The organism is Paracoccaceae bacterium, assembly GCA_019454225.1.
Taxonomy (GTDB): Bacteria; Pseudomonadota; Alphaproteobacteria; order Rhodobacterales; family Rhodobacteraceae.
Genome location: CP075370.1, coordinates 1,002,251 through 1,018,820, shown reverse-complemented (window position 1 = coordinate 1,018,820; position 16,570 = coordinate 1,002,251). Strand labels below are relative to the sequence as shown.

Sequence of the window (16,570 nt, the reverse complement as noted above, 5' to 3'; positions counted from 1 at the left end):
CCGGGGACATCCCGAGGACGGTTCCGATGCTCGACGCAAGCCCCGTGAAACCCGCGCTGCTGGAGGTCACCAATATCGAGGTGATCTACAACCACGTCATCCTGGTGCTGAAGGGTGTCAGCCTGTCGGTGGCCGAGGGGCGGATCACCGCGCTGCTGGGCGGCAACGGGGCGGGCAAGACCACCACGCTCAAGGCGATCTCTGGCCTGCTGGCCAGCGAGCGGGGCGAGGTGACCAAGGGCAGCATCACCTATGGCGGCGAAACCGTCGCCGCGATGGGCCCCGCCGACCTGGTGCGCCGGGGGCTGGTGCAGGTGATGGAGGGCCGACACTGTTTCGAACACCTGACGGTCGAGGAGAACCTGCTGACCGGGGCCTATACGCGCGGTGACGGGGCCGGGGCGATTTCCGCCGACCTTGAACGGGTCTACCACTATTTCCCGCGGCTGAAGGAACGGCGGCGCAGCCAGGCGGGCTATACCTCGGGCGGCGAACAGCAGATGACGGCGATCGGGCGGGCGCTGATGGCGAGGCCGCGCATGATCCTGCTGGACGAGCCGTCCATGGGGCTGGCGCCGCAACTGGTGGAGCAGATCTTCGAGATCGTGCGGGCGGTGAACGAGGGGGAGGGCGTGACCTTCCTGCTGGCCGAGCAGAACACCAATGTCGCGCTGCGCTTTGCCCATACCGGCTACATCCTGGAATCGGGGCGCGTGGTGATGGAGGGCGAGGCCGCCGCGCTGCGCGAGAACCCGGACGTCAAGGAGTTCTACCTCGGCATGTCGGACAAGGGCCGCAAGTCGTTCCGCGACGTGCGCAGCTACCGGCGCCGCAAGCGGTGGCTGGCGTGAGGACGGGCCGATGAGGGGGGACGCGATGCCGAAGGACAGGACCGTGGGCCATTATGACACCCTGGAGACGCGGAGCGCCGACGCGCGCGCCGACGATCTGGCCCGCGCCCTGCCCGCGCAGGTGGGCCGCGCGCTGCGCGCCCCGGCGATGGCCGCGGCACTGGCCGGGGTGGACCCCCGGTCGATCACCGATGCGGCGGCGCTGGCCCGCCTGCCGGTCATCCGCAAGGCCGCGCTGACCGAGGCGCAGGGCCTGATGCCGCCGATGGGCGGCTTCCTGCCGGAGGGCGGCGATTTCGAACACCTGTTCCAGTCGCCGGGGCCGATCTACGAGATCGGGCGCACCACGCCCGACTGGTGGCGCGTCGGCCGGTTCCTGCATGCCGCAGGCATCGGGCGGGACGACGTGGTGCAGAACTGTTTCTCGTATCACCTGGTTCCGGCGGGCATGATCTTTGAATCCGGGGCACGTGCGGTGGGTGCGCGGGTGATTCCGGCGGGCACCGGGCAGACCGACCTGCAGGTGCGCGCCGCCGCCGATTGCGGCGCCACCGCCTATGCGGGCACGCCGGACTTCCTGAAGGTGATCCTGGACCGGGCCGATGCGATGGGCGTTGCGCTGCGGTTCGCCCGCGCGGCGGTGGGGGGCGGCGCGCTGTTTCCCAGCCTGCGGCGCGAATATGCCGACCGGGGCATCCTGTGCCTGCAATGCTATGCGACCGCCGACCTTGGCAACATCGCCTATGAGAGCGTGGCGCAGGAGGGGATGATCGTGGACGAGGGGGTCGTGGTCGAGATCGTCCGGCCGGGCACCGGCGATCCGGTGCCCGAGGGCGAGGTGGGTGAGGTGGTGGTGACCACGCTGAACCCGGACTATCCGCTGATCCGCTTCGCCACCGGCGATCTTTCGGCGGTGCTGCCGGGGCAATCGCCCTGCGGGCGCACCAACCTGCGGATCCGGGGATGGATGGGCCGCGCCGACCAGACGACCAAGATCAAGGGCATGTTCGTGCGGCCCGAACAGGTGGCCGATCTGGTGTCGCGCCACCCCGAGGTGGCGCGCGCCCGGGTGGTCGCCGACCGCGTAGGCGAGATGGACGCGATGACCGTGATGCTGGAAACGCGCGCGGCCAACCCGGCGATCTATGAAGGATCGGTTCTGGAAACCCTGAAGCTGCGTGGTAAGGTCGAGCTTGTTCCGCCGGGGTCACTGCCGAACGACGGCAAGGTGATCGAGGATCGCCGCCGCTACGACTGAGGCCCCGGCACCTTGGGAGGATGGGCCATGCGGGCACTGGTTGTGGCGTTGATGGCGATGGCGGGGCCGGCGGCCGCCGCTGACCGCGCGCTGGTCCTGGCCAATTCGAACTATGCCGATGCCGCCGACATCGCCGGGGCGGTGGCCGCGATCCAGGCGGCACCGGTGCTGCGCGCCGAGGGGTTCGTGACACTGGGCGCCACCGACCAGACTGCCGAGGGGTTGCGCGCGCGGCTGTCGGAACTGCTGGGCCAGATCGCGCCGGGGGACCGGGTGGTGATCATGGTTGCCGGGCATTTCGTGCAGGCGGCGGGGCAGACCTGGTTCCTGGGCACCGAAGCCTCGGTGCCGGATGTCGCGACGGTGGGCGCGGCCGGGCTGTCGGTGGCGGCCATCCTGTCGGTGGCGGCCGAGGTGCCGGGGGGCGCGGTCGTGCTGCTGGGAACCGAGGCGCGGCGCATCTCGCTGGGGCGCGGGCTGACGCCGGGGATCGGACCGCTGGACATTCCGCAGGGGGTGACGGTGGTGCAGGGCGATGCGGTGCGGGTGGCGGATTTCGCGGCGCGTCACCTGACCCGCCGGGGGCTTTCGCTGCCGCAGATGCTGGCCGCCGCGCCCGAGCTTGGGGCGCAGGGATTTCTGGCGCCGCTGCCGTTCCGGACGGATGCGGTGACGGCCCCGGCCCCGGTGCCCGCACCGCTGCCGCCCGCCCAGACCGAAGCCGAACGGGCCGAGGAGGACCGGCAGGTCGCGGCGGCGCGGCGGGCGGGAACGCTGGCGGCCTGGCAGGACTACATCACCCGCTGGCCCGCCGGGCGCCATCTGGTCGAGGCGCGGGCCGAGGTGGCCCGGATCAACGCCGATCCGGTGGCCCGCGCCCGCGCGGCAGAGGAGGCGCTGAACCTCAGCCGCGACCAGCGGCGGGCGGTGCAGCGGCAACTGTCGCTGCTGGGGTTCGATCCGCGCGGCATCGACGGGCTGTTCGGCCCGGGATCGCGCGCGGCGATCACCGCCTGGCAACGCGCGAACGCCGAGGCGGCGAACGGGTTCCTGACGCGCGACCAGATCCTGCGGCTGACGGCGCAGGCCGACCGGCGGGCCGCGGAACTGGAGGCCGAGGCGGCGGCGCGGCGGGCCGAACAGGAACGCCAGGACCGGCTGTTCTGGGACCAGACCGGCGCCCGGGGCGACGAGGCGGGGCTGCGGGCCTATCTGAAGCGCTATCCGGACGGGCTTTTCGCGGAACTTGCGCAGGCGCGGCTTGACGGGATCGAGGCCGACCGGCGCGAGCAGGCGGCGGCGCAGGACCGCGCGGCCTGGGACCGCGCGCGCGGCGCCGACACGGTGCGCGCCTATCGCGAGTATCTGGCCGCCTTTCCGCGCGGCGCCTTCACCGCCGAGGCGCAAGCCAGGATCGAGGCATTGCAGACCCCGGCCCTGTCGGATGCCGACCGTGCCCGTGCCGAGGCGGCGGAACAGGCGCTGAACCTGGGCGGGCTGGCGCGCAACCTGATCGAACAGCGGCTGGAAGCGCTGGGATTCGCGCCCGGCCAGGTCGACGGCACCTTTGACGAGCGCACGCGCCGCGCGATCCGCCGGTTCCAGGCGTCACGGGGCCTGCCCGAGACGGGCTATCTGGACCAGACCGCGATGGTCGGGCTGCTGGCCGGGGGGGTGCTGCAACTGGGCGACTGATGGCCTATTTCAGCCGAAGGTCGGCATAGTCGCCGCGTCCCTCGTCCGCGATGAAGCGCAGCGTGTCACCGTTCTTCTGCACGACCTGGCAGTTCGGCCCGAGGTCGCGCTTGCCGAAATAGAGGTCGCGGCAGAACAGCCCGCCTGACCACTGCCAGGCCCCGGTGACCGGCTGTCCGAAGGCGCGCCCCTCGATCACCCCCTCGGGCTTCACGGTCAGCGTGATGCCCATGCGGGTCAGCGCCTTGCCCGACACGAGGCTGACGAAATCGGACTTGCTGGCGATGCGGTCGAAGGCCAGCGCCGGCGTGGCGGACAGGATCGACAGGGCGATGACGGCGGTTTTCAGCATGACGGCACTCGGCTTGGTGGATCCGGGGACGGGTATTGCTCCTTTTACGGCGCCGGGGGCCGGTCGGATCACTTCTGGCCGTTGACGGCTGCGTGAACGGCAGGTCAGAGCCCCAGCACATCCGCCATGCTGTATTCCCCCGGCGGCCTGCCCTGCCCCCAGATCGCGGCGGCCAGCGCACCGCGCGCAAAGATCGCGCGGTCGGTCGCGACATGGCGCAGCACCACCCGTTCGCCGGTGCCCGCGAAGATCACGTCATGTTCGCCCACGATATCGCCGCCGCGTATCGCGCTGTAGCCGATGCTGCCGGGCTCGCGCGGGCCGGTGATGCCGTCGCGGCCCGCGACGCGGACCTCGGCATGGTTCAGCCCGCGCCCCTCGGCGGCGGCCTGCCCGAGCATCAGCGCGGTGCCCGAGGGCGCATCGACCTTCATCCGGTGATGCGCCTCGACGACCTCGATATCCCAGTCGGTGCCCAGCGCCGCCGCAACGCGCCGTGTCAGCCCCACCAGCAGGTTGACACCCAGGCTCATGTTGCCCGCGCGGATCACCGTGGCGTGCCGGGCGGCGGCGGCGATGCGCGCCAGATGCGCCGGTTCCAGCCCGGTCGTGCCGATCACATGCACGGCGCGGGCCTGCGCGGCCAGCGCCGCGAATTCCACCGTCGCGGCGGGGGCGGTGAAGTCGATCACCGCCTGCGCGCGGGCCATCGCCTCAAGCGGGTCGTCGGTGACGATGACGCCAAGCGGCGCACCCCCCATCGCCACGCCGGCATCCTGCCCGACCCAGGGGTGCCCGGCACGTTCCACCGCGCCCGCAAGCCGCACGCGCGGGTCGTCCGCGACGGTCTGCATCAGCATGCGGCCCATGCGCCCCGAGGCGCCGGTGATCACAAGGCCCGGTCTGTCCGTCATCGCATCCCCCGTCTGGCGCCCCTGCCTAGCGCAAGCGGACCGGCGCTGCAAAGGGCACGGTTGCCTGGGGCAGACGAAGGCCCTATGTGGGGCGCATGTCGAACCGCCCCCCTTCTGCGCGTGGCCCGTCGCAGCGCCAGCTGCGCGTCGGCGAACTGATCCGGCGCACCCTGTCCGAGGTGCTGGGCCGGGCCGAGGTGCATGACCCCGACCTGAACACCATGTCGATCACCGTGGGCGAGGTGCGTGTGTCGCCCGACCTGAAGGTGGCCACGGTGCATGTGATGCCGCTGGGCGGCACCGGGGTCGAGACGGCGATTGCCGCGCTGGCCCGCAACCGGGGCGAGCTGCGGCGTCGGGTGGCCGCCGTGCTGGCGTTGAAGTTCGCGCCCGACCTGCGGTTCCGGCCTGACGAAACCTTTGACGCGCTGGACGCGACGCGGCGCCTGTTCGCCGATGACCGGGTGCAGCGCGACATCGCGGCGGGGCGCGAAGCCGATGATGCGGACGGCGCTTAGCGTCCTGTGCGGACTGCTGCTGGCGCTGGCCCCGGGCAGCGCCGCGCGCGCCGACTGCCGGACCGTGGACCACGAGGGGCTGCCCTATTCGGTGTGCGAGGTGGCGGCGGGCGCCGACCTGCGCGTGTTCCACACCGCCCCCGACGGCGATGTCTATGGCAGCTTTGCCCGCGTCGCGCAGGCGGTCGAGGCGACGGGCGGCCAGCTGGCCTTTGCCACCAATGGCGGGATGTACCACGCCGACCGCAGCCCCGTGGGCCTGCTGATCGAAGGCGGTGTGCGCCGCGCCCGCCTGGTGACCGCCGCCGGGCCGGGGAATTTCGGCCTGCGTCCGAACGGCGTGTTCTGCGTGCTGCCCGACCGTTTCGCGGTGATCGAATCGCGGGCCTTCGCCGCCCGCCCGCCCGCCTGCCGCCACGCCACCCAATCGGGGCCGATGCTGGTGATCGACGGCGCACTGCATCCGCGATTCCTGGCGGGCAGCGACAGCCTGTATCTGCGCAACGGCGTGGGCGTCACGCGCGACGGGTCGCGGGCCTATCTGGCGATGTCGGGCCGGCAGGTGAATTTCCATCAGTTCGCGCGGTTCTTCCGCGATCACCTGGGGGTGCCGAACGCGCTGTACCTGGATGGACAGGTGTCGCGCCTCTACGCGCCTGCCTTGGGGCGGCGCGACCTGGGGCTGCCGATGGGCCCGATCCTGGGCCTTGTGGTCCCGAAGGACTGACCGGGCATGGCACGGGGCAAGAAGGGCCGCGCGGTTTCGGGCTGGGTGGTGGTGGACAAGCCTGCGGGCATCGGGTCGACCACCGTGGTGGGCCGCGTCCGCTGGGCCTTCGACGCGCAGAAGGCCGGGCATGCCGGAACGCTCGACCCCGATGCGACGGGGGTTCTGGCGGTGGCGCTGGGCGAGGCGACCAAGACCGTGCCGCTGATCGCGGACGCCCAGAAATGCTATCGCTTCGCCGTGCGCTGGGGGGCCGAGACGGCCAGCGACGACGCCGCGGGTGCGGTGACACGGACCAGCGCGGCCCGACCGACCGCAGCGGATATCGCCGCCGCGCTGCCTGCCTTTCGCGGCGACATCCTGCAGGTGCCGCCGCAGGTGTCGGCGGTGCGGGTCGACGGTGCCCGGGCCTATGACCTGGCGCGCGACGGGGTGACGATGGACCTTGCCGCCCGCCCGCTGCATGTCGCGCGGCTGGAGCCGGCCGGGATGCCCGATGCCGACACCGCGCTGTTCGAGATGGTCTGCGGCAAGGGCGGCTATGTGCGCAGCATCGCGCGCGACCTGGGCCGGGCGATGGGCTGTCTGGGCCATGTGCTGTGGCTGCGGCGGCTGTGGTCGGGGCCGTTCCGGGCCGAGGGGGCAGTGACGCTGGCGACGATCGAGGAACTGGCGCGCAGCCCGGCGATCGACGCGCATCTGCATCCGCTGGAGATGGCGCTGGCGGGCCTGCCGGAATGCCCGGCAACGCCGGAGGGCGCGGCGCGGCTGCGCAACGGCAACCCGGGCCCGGTGCTGGCCCACGGGCTGCCCTGGGGAACCGAGGCCTGGGCCAGCGAGGGTGGCCGGGCCGTGGCGGTGGGGCGCTATCAGGCCGGCGCGCTGCACCCGACCCGTGTCTTCCGGTGATCCGGGGCGCGCGGTTTTCGGACTGCGGCACATGGCGCTATCTGCTGACGCGCGACTGGGCGGGCGGCGCTGCGATGGTTCTGGTGATGCTGAACCCCTCGGTCGCGGATGCGGCGCGCGATGACCCGACCATCGCGCGCGGCATCGCGCGGGCCCGGGGGCTGGGGTTCGGCAGGCTGGTGGTCGTCAACCTGTTCGGGCTCGTCAGCCCCGACCCCGCCGCGCTGCGCCGGGCGACCGACCCCGTCGGATCGGGCAACGACGCCGCGCTGGAAATGGCGACGGCGGGCGCGGGGCTGGTCATCTGCGCCTGGGGGAACCATGGCGCGCTGGCGGGGCGCGCGGCGCGGGTGACGGAACGCTTGCGGGCGCGCGGCGTGGCGCTGCATCATCTGGGGCTGACGCGATCGGGACAGCCGCGCCATCCGCTCTATGTGGCGGGGCGGGTCGCCCCGCAGCGATGGGAGGAGCCGACATGACCGCGACGATCCCGGGATTCGACCGCCAGCGCCTGCCGGGCGACGGCGTGACGCTTTCGGTGCAGCGGGCGGGGGCGGGACAGCCCATCGTCCTGCTGCACGGCTTTCCGCAGAACGGCATGTGCTGGGGCCGCGTGGCGCCTGCGCTGGCCGCGCGATTCGACGTCATCATTCCCGACCTGCGGGGCTATGGGGACAGCGACGCACCGCCGGACGACGCCGACCACACCACCTATTCCAAGCGGCAGATGGCGCGCGATGTGGTGGCGATGCTGGACCACCTGGGGATCGGGCGGGCGCATGTGCTGGGCCATGACAGGGGTGCGCGGGTGTCCTACCGGCTGGCGCTGGATCATCCGGGGCGGGTGGACCGGCTGGGGATCATCGAGATCGCGACGACCGCGGACTACTGGGCGCACTGGGATGCGGGGATGGCGATGGCGGCCTGGCACTGGACCTTTCTGGCCCAGCCCGCGCCGCTGCCCGAGATGATGATCGGCGCCGATCCGGAGGCGGTGATCCGGCATTTCCTGCGGGGCTGGACGGTGGCGAAGTCGCTGGAGGTCTTTCCGCCCGCGGCGCTGGCCGGGTATCTGGCGCAGGCGCGCGACCCGGCGCGCATCCATGCGATGTGTGCCGATTACCGGGCCGGGGCGACCACGGACCGCGCGGCGGACGAGGCCGACAGGGCGGCGGGCCGCCGGATCGGGGCGCCGCTGCGGTTCCTGTGGGGGCGCCACGGATTTCCCGCGCGCACCGGCGACCCGGCGGCACTGTGGCGGGCCTGGGCGAATGATGTGACGGACAGCGCCTGCGACAGCGGGCATTTCGTGATGGAGGAGGCGCCCGAGGCGGTGATCGCGGCGTTCCTGCCGTTCTTTGGCGGCAGCGCCGGATAGCCGTGCTTGATCCGGGGTGTCCCACGATGGGACATTTTCAGATGCAAATGATTTCAGACACTTGGGGTGTCCGAATTAACCATCTGTTCACGATTGCCGGCTGACGGGACGGTCAGGCCGCCAATGCGCTGGCCGCGACAAGCCGCACCGCCGCGGGATCGAGGCCCGCGCCGTTGGTGACCACGGCCAGCGGCACCCCGTCAAGCAGAAGCGTGGCATCGGGTGATCCCGGCGCCGCCATCACCGAGATCGCCGGGTCGGGGTGCAGCGTGGCGTCATAGACGACGACAAGATCATCCTGCGCGCCATCGTAGTCGGCGATGGTCGCCATGTCGCCCCCGGCAAGCCAGTCACCCAGCACGAACATGTCGGCGCCTTCGCCGCCATGGGCATGGTCACCGCTGCCGATCATCAGGCGGTCGTCGCCATCGCCCCCGTTCAGGAAGTCGGCATCGTCGCCGGCCGACAGGCGGTCATAGCCCCAGATCGTGTCATCGCCCGCGCCGCCATCCAGCGTGTCGGCCCCGCTGCCGCCGCGCAGCAGGTCATGGCCTTCGCCCCCCGCCACCCAGTCGTCACCCGCGCCACCATCCAGCATGTCGTTGCCGCCGCCGCCCAGAAGCGTGTCGTTGCCCGCTTCGCCCAGCAGCTTGTCCGCACCCTCATGCCCCGCCAGCCTGTCGGCACCGTCGCCGCCGAAGAGGATGTCGTCGCCGTCGTCGCCTGCCGCCACGTCCTGCCCGGCGCCGCCCCGGATCAGGTCGGCCCCGTCGCCGCCATAGAGCCAGTCATCCCCGTCGTCGCCATCCAGCACGTCATCGCCCGCGCGGCCGAGCAGGTGATCGGCGCCATCGCCACCCGAGGCGCTGTCATCGCCCGCCTCGCCCGCCAGAATGTCCGGGCCCGCGGTGCCGACCAGCGCCTGCCCCGGGGCGGGCGGCACGGGATCGTCAGAGGAATCGAACCCGGTCTCGCGGGGCACGGGGGCGGGTTCGGCCTGCTGCCCGGCCTCTTGCGGCGCGGGCGCTGCCATGGCGAAGTCGAGCACGGATGTGCCCGGCGGCGCGACGGTGTCACCGGCCGCGGTATCGCCCGCCGCCAGGGCATCGCCCGCCGTGGCGTCCTTGGCCGCATCATCGCCCGTCCCGTCATCGCCGTCATCGTCGCGCGGCAGCGCCATGTCGGCCACCACCCCGGCGACGATCGCCCCCAGCAATCCCAGCAGCGCCAGCATTCCCACCCCCAACGGCACGGCCCCGCCGGCCGTTAACCATTTTTCGGTTAACCATATGACCAGCAAGGGTAATTCCGGGGCATACTGCCACAGGTCGCGACGCCGCGCCAGTGCCCTGCGGTGGCGCCTGCCGGAAAGCCCCGCGCATTCGGTTCAACCTTTCGGCGCCGGGCAGCCGGGCGGCCGCCGCCGCCCGCATTCGTGCTTTCCTTTTTCGCGCCGATCCCCTATACGCGCGCATCCGTCGGCGAACCGGCGGGGCGCGACCCCCGGCGGGTCGTGGCAAGGGCCTTGCTGGACGACATCCCGGCTTGTGCCGTCACATCAATCCAAGGAGTCATCCGATGTCGATCACGGTCGAGGAAAAGTCGCGCCTCATCAAGGAATATGCGACGAAAGAGGGCGACACCGGTTCGCCCGAGGTTCAGGTGGCCATCCTGTCGTCGCGCATCGCGACACTGACGGAACACTTCAAGGGCCACAAGAAGGACAACCATTCGCGCCGGGGCCTGCTGATGATGGTGGCGCAGCGCCGCAAGCTCCTGGACTATCTCAAGGGCAAGGACGAGGGCCGCTACCAGTCGCTGATCGGGCGCCTGGGCCTGCGCCGCTGAGATGAACGAAGGCGCGCCCCCTGCGGGCGCGCCTTCGCCTTTCCGGCCCCGGGGTTCCGGGGAACGGTCTGCGCCCGGGGCCCCGTGACGCAGGCACAGCACGACGGGGCCACGGGCATGGGGCCCGTACGCAAACGAGAAGCCGGCGGGAGGGTCCCCCGGCATGATGGGATACGAGATGTTCAATATCACCAAGAAGTCGATCGAATGGGGCAAGGAGACGCTCACGCTGGAATCGGGCCGGGTGGCCCGGCAGGCGGACGGTTCGGTCATCGCCACGCTGGGCGAAACCAGCGTCATGGCCAACGTGACCTTCGCCAAGACGGCGAAGCCGGGCCAGGATTTCTTTCCGCTGACGGTCCACTACCAGGAGCGCTATTACGCCGCGGGCAAGATCCCCGGCGGGTTCTTCAAGCGCGAGGCGCGGCCGTCCGAAAAGGAAACGCTGACGTCGCGGCTGATCGACCGGCCGATCCGCCCGCTGTTCGTCGAGGGTTTCCGCAACGAGGTGCTGGTGATCGTCACCGTGCTGTCGCACGACCTGGTGAACGAGCCCGACATCGTGGCGATGATCGCGGCCTCGGCGGCGCTGACGATCTCGGGCGTGCCCTTCATGGGCCCGATCGGCGCGGCGCGCGTGGGCTTTGCCAACGGCGAGTATGTGCTGAACCCCGACGTGGACGACATGCAGAAGCTGCGGTCGAACCCCGAGCAGCGGCTGGACCTGGTGATCGCCGGGACCAAGGACGCGGTGATGATGGTGGAATCGGAAGCCTATGAGCTGTCCGAGGCCGAGATGCTGGGCGCGGTGAAGTTCGGCCATGCCGCGATGCAGCCGGTGATCGACCTGATCATCGACTTCGCCGAGGACTGCGCCAAGGAACCCTTCGACTTCGCACCGCCGGACTATTCGGCGCTCTATGCCCGCGTCAGGGCGGCGGGCGAGGCGCAGATGCGCGCGGCCTTTGCCATCCGTGACAAGCAGGAGCGGACGAATGCGATCGACGCGGCGGCCGATGCCATCCGGGCCGCGCTGCCGGAGGAAGACCTTAAGGACGAGAACCTGGGGTCGGCCATCAAGAAGCTGGAATCCTCGATCCTGCGCGGCGACATCATCAACGGCGGCGCGCGCATCGACGGGCGCGACAACCGCACGGTGCGCCCGATTTCCTGCGAGACCAGCGTGCTGCCGCGCACCCACGGGTCGGCGCTGTTCACCCGGGGCGAGACGCAGGGCCTGGTGGTGACGACGCTCGGCACCGGCGAGGACGAGCAGATCATCGACGCGCTGCATGGCAACAGCCGGTCGAACTTCCTGCTGCACTACAACTTCCCGCCCTATTCGGTGGGCGAGGTCGGCCGCTTCGGCCCGCCCGGCCGCCGCGAGATCGGCCACGGGAAACTGGCCTGGCGCGCGCTGCAGGCGGTGCTGCCCGCCGCGACGGATTTCCCCTATACCATCCGCGTGGTGTCGGAGATCACCGAAAGCAACGGGTCGTCCTCGATGGCCTCGGTCTGCGGCGGATCGCTGTCGATGATGGATGCGGGCGTGCCGCTGAAGGCGCCGGTGGCGGGTGTCGCCATGGGGCTGATCCTGGAAGATGACGGCAAGTGGGCCGTGCTGACCGACATCCTGGGCGACGAGGATCACCTCGGCGACATGGACTTCAAGGTGGCAGGCACCGAGAACGGCATCACCAGCCTGCAGATGGACATCAAGGTCGCCGGGATCACGCCCGAGATCATGGAACAGGCCCTGGCGCAGGCCAGGGACGGCCGGATGCACATCCTGGGCGAGATGGGCAAGGCCCTGACCTCGGCCAATGCGTTCAGCCAGTACGCGCCGAAGATCGAGACGCTGACCATCCCCACCGACAAGATCCGCGAAGTGATCGGGTCGGGCGGCAAGGTGATCCGCGAGATCGTGGAGGTGTCGGGCGCCAAGGTCGACATCAACGACGACGGCGTGATCAAGATCGCCTCGAACGACCAGGCGGCCATCAAGAAGGCCTATGACATGATCTGGTCGATCGTGGCCGAGCCGGAAGAAGGACAGATCTACACCGGCCGCGTGGTCAAGCTGGTGGATTTCGGCGCCTTCGTGAACTTCTTCGGCAAGCGCGACGGTCTGGTGCATGTGTCCCAGATCGCCAACAAGCGCCTGAACCACCCGAACGAGCTGCTGAAGGAAGGCCAGGAAGTGAAGGTCAAGCTGCTGGGCTTTGACGAGCGCGGCAAGGTGCGCCTGGGCATGAAGATGGTCGACCAGGAAACCGGCGCCGAGATCACCGAGAAGAAGAAGGAAGAGGCCGAACAGGCCTGATCCTTCGACCATCACGGAACGGGCGGCCCGGCAGGATTGCCGGGCCGCTTGCGTTTCGCGCGACTGGTCCGATGCCGATCCGGCACCGCAGATCCGGCCGCAGTGCTGGCCCCGGGCACCGGCCTGCGCTATGCTGCGTCGCAGCAAGACACGGGGCCGCCATGGACATCCTCATCCTCTTTGCCGCGCTGGCGCTGCTGATCGCGGGGGCCTGGGCGGGGGCCTCGGTGCTGATCCTGGCGCCGTTGCTGGCCGTCGCGGCGGCGGCGGTGTCGGGGGCGCCCTGGCTGGCGCAATGGACGCAGGTCTTCATGCCGGCGGCGGGCGGGTTCGTGGTGTCGTTCCTGCCGCTGTTCCTGCTGGGCGCCGTGTTCGGGCGGGTGATGGAGACCTCGGGCGCGGCGGCCAGCCTGGCCCGCGCCATCGCGGGCGCGCTGGGGCATCGCCGGGCGATCCTGGCGGTGGTGCTGGCCTGCGCCGCGCTGACCTACGGCGGCGTGTCGCTGTTCGTGGTGGCCTTTGCGGCCTGGCCGCTGGCGCGGGCGCTGTTCGCCGAGACCGGCACACCCGCCCGGCTGATTCCGGCGGCCATCGCGCTGGGCGCCTTTACCTTCACCATGACCGCCCTGCCCGGCACCCCGGCCATCCAGAACGCGATTCCGATGCCGCATTTCGGGACCGACGCCTTTGCCGCCCCCGGACTCGGGCTGATCGCGGCGGCGGTGATGCTGGGCTTCGGGATGGCCTGGCTGGGGTGGCGCAGCCGACGCCTGGACGGCGACCCCGTGCTGCCGCCCGAGACGGACGGAGCGGTTGCGCCCGCCGTGCCGGTCTGGCGCGCGGCGCTGCCCATCCTGTCGGTCGCGGTTCTGACGCTGGCGGTGGGCATGATCCTGCCCCGGATCGACACCGCCTATCTGGCCGAGCCGGCCTTCGGCGTCACCAGCCTGTCGCGGGTGGCGGGCCTGTGGTCGGTGCTGGTGGCGCTGACCGGGGCGATCCTGCTGGCGCTGCTGCTGGCCCCGCCGCCGCAGCCCATGGCAAGCCTGAACCGCGGGGCCGAGGCATCGCTTCTGCCGCTGTTCAACACCGCAAGCCTGGTGGGCTTTGGCGCGGTGGCCGCGGCGCTTCCCGGCTTTGCGGCGGTGCGCGGCGCGCTGGATGCGCTGGCCGGGGGTGACGTGGTGGTGCAGGCGGCACTGGCGACCGGGGCGCTGGCCGGGATCACCGGGTCGGCCTCGGGCGGGATGTCGATCGCGCTGGATGCCATCGGCGCCGACCTGATGGAACAGGCGAGGACGCAGGGCGTTGACCCGGCGCTGCTGCACCGGGTGGTGGCGGTGGCGACCGGCGGGCTTGACACCCTGCCGCACAATGGCGCGGTGATCACGCTGCTGGGCATCTGCGGCATGACGCATGGGCGCGCCTATGGCGACATCTTCGCGGTGGCGGTGGTCGGGCCACTTCTGGCCTGCGGGGTGATCGTGATGCTGGGTGCGGTGTTCGGCGCGTTCTGATGGGCCTTGAACGTAATAGTATAACATAATAGACCTCCGCCAAACCGGAGGTTCCCATGCCCGACACCCGCCCCCATGACACCCGCCTGCCCGTCACCGTGCTGTCCGGCTTTCTCGGCGCCGGAAAGACGACGCTGCTGAACCATGTGCTGAACAACCGTGACGGCCGCCGGGTGGCGGTGATCGTGAACGACATGTCCGAGGTGAACATCGACGCCGACCTGGTGCGCGGCGGTGCCGACCTGTCGCGGACCGAGGAGAAGCTGGTCGAGATGACCAACGGCTGCATCTGCTGCACCCTGCGCGACGACCTGCTGTCCGAGGTGCGCCGCCTGGCCGACGAGGGGCGGTTCGACTACCTGCTGATCGAATCGACCGGCATCGCCGAACCGCTGCCCGTGGCCGCGACCTTCGATTTCCGCGATGCCGCGGGCGACAGCCTGTCGGACGTGGCGCGGCTGGACACGATGGTCACGGTGGTCGATGCGATCAACCTGCTGCGTGATTTCTCCAGCCACGATTTCCTGGCGGACCGGGGCGAGACGGCCGGCGCGGGTGACGAGCGTACGCTGGTCAACCTGCTGACCGAGCAGATCGAATTCGCCGACGTGGTGATCCTGAACAAGGTGCGGGATGCGGGGGCAGACCGCGCCGAGGCGGCGCGGCGCATCATCCGCGCCCTGAACCCCGATGCCCGGCTGATCGAGACCGATCATTCGCGCGTTGACCCCGACGCGATCTTCGACACCGGGCTGTTCGACTTCGACCGCGCCCATGAACACCCCTACTGGGCCAAGGAACTGTATGGCTTTGCCCATCACGTGCCCGAGACCGAGGAATACGGCATCCGGTCTTTCGTCTACCGCGCGCGCCAGCCGTTCCACCCGGCGCGCATCCACCGGGTGCTGAACGGCGACCTGCCCGGGGTGATCCGCGCCAAGGGGCATTTCTGGATCGCCAGCCGCCCGAACTGGGTGGCCGAGTTCTCGCTGGCGGGGGCGGTGTCGTCGGTGGTGCCGCTGGGCGGCTGGTGGGCATCGGTCCCGCGCGACCGCTGGCCCACGCATCCCTCGGCCCTGGCAGAGGTCGCCGCGAAATGGCAGGAACCCTGGGGCGACCGGCGGCAGGAGATCGTGTTCATCGGGTCGGGGATGGACGAGGCGGCGATCCGGCAGGCCCTGGACGCCGCGCTGATCCCGGCGCCGGACTACACGCCGGGCGCCTGGGCCGGACTGCCCGATCCGTTCCCGGCCTGGCGCCGACAGGCCGCCTGACCGGCGGCACCGATGCCCCGCAACCTGACCAGCCCGCGCGCCCGCTGGCGCAGCGCCGATCCGATGGCGGCACATGACCGGCTGCCGCCCGCCCTGCGCCGCTGGGCGGCGCAGGCCGCGCTGCCGTGGAGCGCGGCCTCGCTTCTGCGGCTGTGGCGGCGGGCGATCGCCGAGACCGGCAGCGAGGCCGAGGCGCTGCGCCGCCTGTCCCGGGCCGAGACCGCGACGCTGGCGCGAGAGGCGCCCGCCGTCTGGGGCGCGCCCTACCCTTTCGGCGCCCTGACGAACCGCAGGTAGGGCAGCCGCACGTCCAGTTCGCCGAACCGCGCCCGCGCGTCCTCGGTCGAGACCGACAGCGCCACGATCACGTCCTGCCCCGGCACCCAGTTGGCGGGCGTGGCGAAGGGCACGCCATCGGTGGCCCGCACCGCGTCGAGCGCGCGCAGCACCTCGGCAAAGTTGCGCCCGACCGACATCGGATAGGTCATGGTCAGCCGCACCCGCTTGTCCGGGCCGACGATATAGACGGTGCGCACGGTCGCGGTATGCGCGGGCGCCCGCCCCTCGGTCGGGGTGTAGTAGTCGGCCGGCAGCATGTCATAGGCCTTGGCCACCGCCAGCGAGGTGTCGTCGATGATCGGGAAATCGGCGGGCGCGCCGCCGAAGGATTCGATGTCGCGCTTCCATTTCAGGTGATCGTCCACCGAATCGACCGACACGCCGATCACCTTGGTGTTCCGCGCCGCGAATTCGGGCAGCAGCTGCGCCACCGCCCCGAACTCGGTCGTGCAGACCGGGGTGAAATCCTTCGGATGGCTGAAGATGATCGCATAGCTGTCGCCCATCCAGTCATGGAACCGGAGGGTTCCCCCGGTCGACTCGGCGGTGAAATCGGGGGCGATGTCGTTGATGCGCAGGCCCATGGCGGTTCCTTTCGGCAGGATGATCCCGTCCCCATGTATCCCCTTGGCGGGCAGGTTGCATCCCCCTGCGGCAAACCGGACCG

The 16,570-nt window shown here is 70.9% G+C and carries 17 protein-coding genes; 13 read left to right on the top strand and 4 right to left on the bottom strand.

Annotation, left to right across the window (positions count from 1 at the left end):
• Positions 1-26: 26 nt before the first annotated feature.
• Genes KF887_04835 through KF887_04825 form a run of 3 tightly spaced genes read left to right on the top strand, consistent with a single transcriptional unit; the run spans position 27 to position 3,804 of the window.
• Positions 27-851, top strand: coding sequence for an ABC transporter ATP-binding protein (locus KF887_04835; GenBank protein ID QYK42451.1), 825 nt, complete (start codon positions 27-29; stop codon positions 849-851).
• Between the two features lie 43 nt (positions 852-894).
• Positions 895-2,109 carry an AMP-binding protein gene (locus KF887_04830; GenBank protein QYK43439.1) on the top strand — a complete coding sequence of 405 codons (1,215 nt, stop codon included), beginning with the start codon at positions 895-897 and terminating at the stop codon, positions 2,107-2,109.
• 27 nt (positions 2,110-2,136) lie between these two features.
• Positions 2,137-3,804, top strand: coding sequence for a peptidoglycan-binding protein (locus tag KF887_04825; GenBank protein QYK42450.1), 1,668 nt, complete (start codon positions 2,137-2,139; stop codon positions 3,802-3,804).
• Between the two features lie 4 nt (positions 3,805-3,808).
• Here the strand turns inward: KF887_04825 and KF887_04820 are convergent, their stop codons facing one another.
• Together KF887_04820 and dapB are read right to left on the bottom strand one after the other, a co-directional pair.
• Complete coding sequence (locus tag KF887_04820; protein ID QYK42449.1) at positions 3,809-4,156, bottom strand: dihydrodipicolinate reductase; 348 nt, start codon at positions 4,154-4,156, stop codon at positions 3,809-3,811.
• Between the two features lie 104 nt (positions 4,157-4,260).
• A complete protein-coding gene (gene dapB / locus KF887_04815; GenBank protein ID QYK42448.1) occupies positions 4,261-5,070 on the bottom strand; it encodes a 4-hydroxy-tetrahydrodipicolinate reductase in 810 nt (269 codons plus the stop codon).
• Positions 5,071-5,165: 95 nt separating this feature from the next.
• Between dapB and rbfA the strand changes: the two genes are divergently transcribed.
• The 5 genes from rbfA to KF887_04790 all read left to right on the top strand — a co-directional run bounded on the left by rbfA (position 5,166) and on the right by KF887_04790 (position 8,602).
• Positions 5,166-5,588 carry a 30S ribosome-binding factor RbfA gene (rbfA, locus tag KF887_04810; GenBank protein ID QYK42447.1) on the top strand — a complete coding sequence of 141 codons (423 nt, stop codon included), beginning with the start codon at positions 5,166-5,168 and terminating at the stop codon, positions 5,586-5,588.
• Positions 5,572-6,315 (top strand): phosphodiester glycosidase family protein, encoded by a 744-nt coding sequence (locus tag KF887_04805; protein ID QYK42446.1) that lies wholly within the window; start codon positions 5,572-5,574, stop codon positions 6,313-6,315. Before rbfA ends, KF887_04805 begins: the two co-directional genes overlap by 17 nt.
• A 6-nt stretch (positions 6,316-6,321) precedes the next feature.
• The gene (gene truB / locus KF887_04800; GenBank protein ID QYK42445.1) at positions 6,322-7,224 is read left to right on the top strand and encodes a tRNA pseudouridine(55) synthase TruB; all 903 of its coding nucleotides are present in this window, start codon (positions 6,322-6,324) and stop codon (positions 7,222-7,224) included.
• 74 nt (positions 7,225-7,298) lie between these two features.
• Entirely contained in the window at positions 7,299-7,703 is a 405-nt protein-coding gene (locus KF887_04795; GenBank protein QYK43438.1) for a DUF1643 domain-containing protein, read from the top strand.
• Positions 7,700-8,602, top strand: coding sequence for an alpha/beta hydrolase (locus KF887_04790; GenBank protein QYK42444.1), 903 nt, complete (start codon positions 7,700-7,702; stop codon positions 8,600-8,602). Before KF887_04795 ends, KF887_04790 begins: the two co-directional genes overlap by 4 nt.
• A gap of 112 nt (positions 8,603-8,714) precedes the next feature.
• On the opposite strand, the gene KF887_04785 is transcribed toward KF887_04790, so the two are convergent.
• Complete coding sequence (locus KF887_04785) at positions 8,715-9,854, bottom strand: calcium-binding protein (protein ID QYK42443.1); 1,140 nt, start codon at positions 9,852-9,854, stop codon at positions 8,715-8,717.
• A 326-nt stretch (positions 9,855-10,180) separates the two neighbouring features.
• Between KF887_04785 and rpsO the strand changes: the two genes are divergently transcribed.
• The 5 genes from rpsO to KF887_04760 all read left to right on the top strand — a co-directional run bounded on the left by rpsO (position 10,181) and on the right by KF887_04760 (position 15,861).
• Positions 10,181-10,450, top strand: coding sequence for a 30S ribosomal protein S15 (gene rpsO, locus KF887_04780; protein ID QYK42442.1), 270 nt, complete (start codon positions 10,181-10,183; stop codon positions 10,448-10,450).
• A 178-nt stretch (positions 10,451-10,628) separates the two neighbouring features.
• Positions 10,629-12,773, top strand: a complete 2,145-nt coding sequence (gene pnp / locus KF887_04775) for a polyribonucleotide nucleotidyltransferase (protein QYK43437.1) — start codon at positions 10,629-10,631, stop codon at positions 12,771-12,773.
• Between the two features lie 161 nt (positions 12,774-12,934).
• Positions 12,935-14,290, top strand: coding sequence for a GntP family permease (locus tag KF887_04770; GenBank protein QYK42441.1), 1,356 nt, complete (start codon positions 12,935-12,937; stop codon positions 14,288-14,290).
• Between the two features lie 56 nt (positions 14,291-14,346).
• Positions 14,347-15,564: a GTP-binding protein gene (locus tag KF887_04765; protein ID QYK42440.1), complete on the top strand. Its 1,218-nt coding sequence runs from the start codon at positions 14,347-14,349 to the stop codon at positions 15,562-15,564.
• Between the two features lie 12 nt (positions 15,565-15,576).
• Positions 15,577-15,861 carry a hypothetical protein gene (locus tag KF887_04760; GenBank protein ID QYK42439.1) on the top strand — a complete coding sequence of 95 codons (285 nt, stop codon included), beginning with the start codon at positions 15,577-15,579 and terminating at the stop codon, positions 15,859-15,861.
• Here the strand turns inward: KF887_04760 and KF887_04755 are convergent.
• On the bottom strand, positions 15,828-16,487 hold the full coding sequence (locus KF887_04755) for a peroxiredoxin (GenBank protein ID QYK42438.1): 660 nt from the start codon (positions 16,485-16,487) through the stop codon (positions 15,828-15,830). The genes KF887_04760 and KF887_04755 overlap by 34 nt on opposite strands.
• Positions 16,488-16,570: the final 83 nt, after the last annotated feature.